Raw genomic sequence first — 3,398 nt, forward strand, 5'->3', positions numbered from 1 at the left:
ACCTATGGCTGCTGCTGGCCATCGCTACCCTGGGTAACGTGCTGGGCTCGGTGGTCAATTGGCTGCTGGGGCGCTCGGTCGAGCGCTTCAAAGAGCGACGCTGGTTCCCGGTCAGCGCCCGGCAATTGGACAAGGCTCGCGGCCATTACGCGCGTTGGGGGCATTGGACGTTGCTGCTCAGTTGGGTGCCGATCATCGGTGATCCGCTGACATTGGTGGCTGGGGTGATGCGTGAGCCGTGGTGGCGGTTTTTGCTGCTGGTGACCCTGGCAAAAAGCCTGCGTTATGGCGTACTCGCCGCGCTGACGCTGCAATGGCTTTAATCCCCCGTTAATCTCTGGCAAAGAGCATCCGGGCATCTGTCTCGGAGCCAAAACCCATGCCTTTCATCCGTACATTGTGCGTAGCCGGCCTGTTGTCGGCCAGCGCCGCGCCCGTGTTAGCTGCTAACTATGGCCCTGAATTGCAGGGCTTTGAGTACCCCTACCCCTTGAATCATTTCGCCTTACAATCCCAAGGCAAATCCCTGCAAATGGGCTACATGGACGTCCCCGCAACAGGCACCCCCAACGGTCGCAGCGTGGTGCTGATGCACGGCAAGAACTTCTGCGGCGCCACCTGGGAGGGTTCGATCAAGGCGCTGAGTGACGCCGGTTACCGCGTCATCGCCCCGGACCAGATTGGTTTTTGCACCTCCAGCAAGCCCGACCATTACCAGTACAGCTTCCAGCAACTGGCGACCAACACCCACCAACTGCTGGAAAAGCTCGGCATTCAAAAGGCCACGGTGATCGGCCATTCCACCGGCGGCATGCTCGCCACGCGCTATGCGCTGATGTACCCCCAGCAAACCGAACAGCTTGGCCTCGTGAACCCCATCGGCCTGGAAGACTGGAAAGCCCTCGGCGTGCCTTACCAGAGCGTCGACCAGTGGTACCAGCGCGAGCTGAAGCTGAGCGCCGACGGTGTACGCAACTATGAGCGAAACACCTATTACGTTGGGCGCTGGAAACCCGAGTACGAGCGCTGGGTAGACATGCTCGCCGGCCTGAACAAAGGCCCGGGGCATCTGCAGGTTGCCTGGAACTCGGCGTTGATTTACGACATGATCTTCACCCAGCCGGTGTACTACGAGTTCAAGGACTTGCAGGTACCTACCCTGCTGCTGATCGGCACCAGCGACACCACCGCTATCGGCAAAGATGTGGCGCCGCCGGCGGTGAAGGCCAAAATCGGTCATTACGAGGTACTGGGCAAGCAGGTGGCCAAGCTGATTCCCCGCGCTACGCTAGTGGAGTTTCCAGGCCTGGGGCATGCGCCCCAAATGGAAGAACCTGAACAGTTTCATAAAGCCCTGTTGCAGGGGTTGAAGGCCCTTTAATTCCAACTTTTCGAGGCCCGCGTGCATGTCGATACAGATCGCAGTGTTGGATGATTGGCAAGACGTGGCCAGCGAGGTGGTGGATTGGTCGACGCTGGACAGCGTAGGCAAGGTGCATTTTCTCCACGACTACCCCGCCGATACCGCCACCATGATCGAGCGTTTGAAAGAGTTCGAGGTGATTTGCCTCATGCGCGAACGCTCAACCTTTGACAAAGCCCTGCTGCAAGGGCTGCCCAAGCTCAAATTGCTGGTGACCGGCGGCATGCGCAATGCCGCCATCGACATTCCCGCCGCCAAGGCCCTGGGCATCCAGGTGTGCGGCACCGACAGCTATAAACACGCCGCACCGGAACTCACCTGGGCCTTGATCATGGCCTCTACGCGCAACCTGCTCGCCGAAGCCAACTCGCTGCGCGCAGGTGGATGGCAGGTTGGCCTGGGCGGCGATCTGCATGGCAAGACCTTGGGCATCCTGGGGCTGGGCAGCATTGGCCAGAAAGTCGCAAGGTTCGCCCAGGTGTTTGGCATGCGGGTGATTGCCTGGAGTGAAAACCTCACACCCGAGCGTGCGGCGGAGTCGGGGGTGACCTGGGTCAGCAAGCGCGAGCTGTTTGAGCAGGCGGATATCCTGACCATCCATCTGGTGCTCAGCGAGCGCAGCCGTGGCCTGGTGGATGCGCAAGCGTTGGGTTGGATGAAACCCAGCGCGCGGCTGGTGAACACCGCACGCGGGCCGATTGTGGATGAGCAGGCATTGCTGCAAGCCTTGAGCCGCGGTCGCCTGGCCGGGGCGGCGCTGGATGTGTTTGCCGAGGAGCCGTTGCCGGCTGACCATCCATTTCGCCGCTTGCCCAATGTGCTGGCTACGCCACACGTGGGGTATGTGAGCGAGCAGAATTACCGGCAGTTCTATCAGCAGATGATCGAAGATATCCAAGCTTGGGCCGAGGGTGTGCCCATTCGCGGGCTCGCCTGACGCACCACTTTAGTGCGTTATTTCACCCTGTATTCAGGTAGGAGCGAGCTTGCTCGCGAAAAACGCCAACGATAACGCGGTCATTCTGGTTTTACTCGGCGGCCTTTGGTTTTTCGCGAGCAAGCTCGCTCCTACAGAGGCAGGGCGGTATATCGTTAAAAGTTTTTTGTCCTACAAAATCTGCATGAAAACCCAGCAGGCGCTGGGATCTGTCCTAGACTCATGACCGATGGGTCCGTTCCAAAACAAAAACCCCGCAAAAAATCTAAACTTTCGAAACCTGCCGCTGGTCAAGTTTTAGGTAAGGGCGAGCACGCGCGCTTCAGGCCGAATGCCCGCTCATCCAATCTTTTTAAGCCGACGTTACAACTGGCATACGCCTTGCCAGCTTGTATAGCGCTTGTGTGTCTGGCCGCAGGATGCGGTCACTCGGAGCCGATGGCAGCGGGCCATTAGCCAACCAACAGATGGGAGTGCATTATGATCAGTGCCGCAGTAGATACTCAGGGAGAGCGTTTTAGTCAGCCGGCAGGAGGGCCAAAGTCTTTGGCCGACCTGCCCAACACTGTGCGGCCGGTCGTGAGTCAGAATCCGAATCGAAAGAAAGTCTTGTTTGTCACTTCCGAGTTCGCGGACCTGGTGAAAACCGGTGGCCTGGGCGACGTCTCCGCTGCCCTGCCCCGCGCCATGGCCCACCTGCATGATGTACGGGTGCTGATTCCGGGTTACCCGCAGGTGATGGAAAGCGACAACCCGATTCATATCGTCGGTGAACTGGGCGGCCATGCCGCGTTGCCGCCGTGCAAGATCGGGCGCATGGACCTCAAGGACGGCCTGGTCATCTACGTGCTGATCTGCCCCGAACTGTATGAGCGCGAAGGCACGCCCTACGGCGCCAACAACGGCCGCGACTGGCCGGACAACCATATTCGCTTCGCCCGCCTGGGCCTGGCTGCCGCCGACATGGCCGCCAACCTCGCGCAAATCCACTGGTGCCCAGACCTGGTGCACGCCCATGACTGGCCTGCGGGCCTGGCT

4 protein-coding genes are annotated in these 3,398 nt (G+C 59.9%); all 4 read left to right on the forward strand.

All coding sequences use genetic code 11. The annotated features are described in order from the left end of the window. The coding region (locus GIW04_RS29090) for a YqaA family protein (protein WP_236479475.1) at positions 1–323 on the forward strand (323 nt) is incomplete at its 5' end. 56 nt (positions 324–379) lie between these two features. Continuing rightward, positions 380–1,381: an alpha/beta fold hydrolase gene (locus tag GIW04_RS29095; RefSeq protein WP_120248106.1), complete on the forward strand. Its 1,002-nt coding sequence runs from the start codon at positions 380–382 to the stop codon at positions 1,379–1,381. A 25-nt stretch (positions 1,382–1,406) separates the two neighbouring features. Next, the gene (locus GIW04_RS29100; protein ID WP_120248107.1) at positions 1,407–2,360 is read left to right on the forward strand and encodes a D-2-hydroxyacid dehydrogenase family protein; all 954 of its coding nucleotides are present in this window, start codon (positions 1,407–1,409) and stop codon (positions 2,358–2,360) included. A gap of 480 nt (positions 2,361–2,840) precedes the next feature. Further along, positions 2,841–3,398 (forward strand): glycogen/starch synthase (locus GIW04_RS29105; RefSeq protein ID WP_236479476.1); only part of this gene is annotated, 558 nt, incomplete at its 3' end.

Origin of the sequence: Pseudomonas sp. PA-4-8C (assembly GCF_021606625.1) — a bacterium.
Taxonomy (GTDB): domain Bacteria; phylum Pseudomonadota; class Gammaproteobacteria; order Pseudomonadales; family Pseudomonadaceae; genus Aquipseudomonas; species Aquipseudomonas lactis.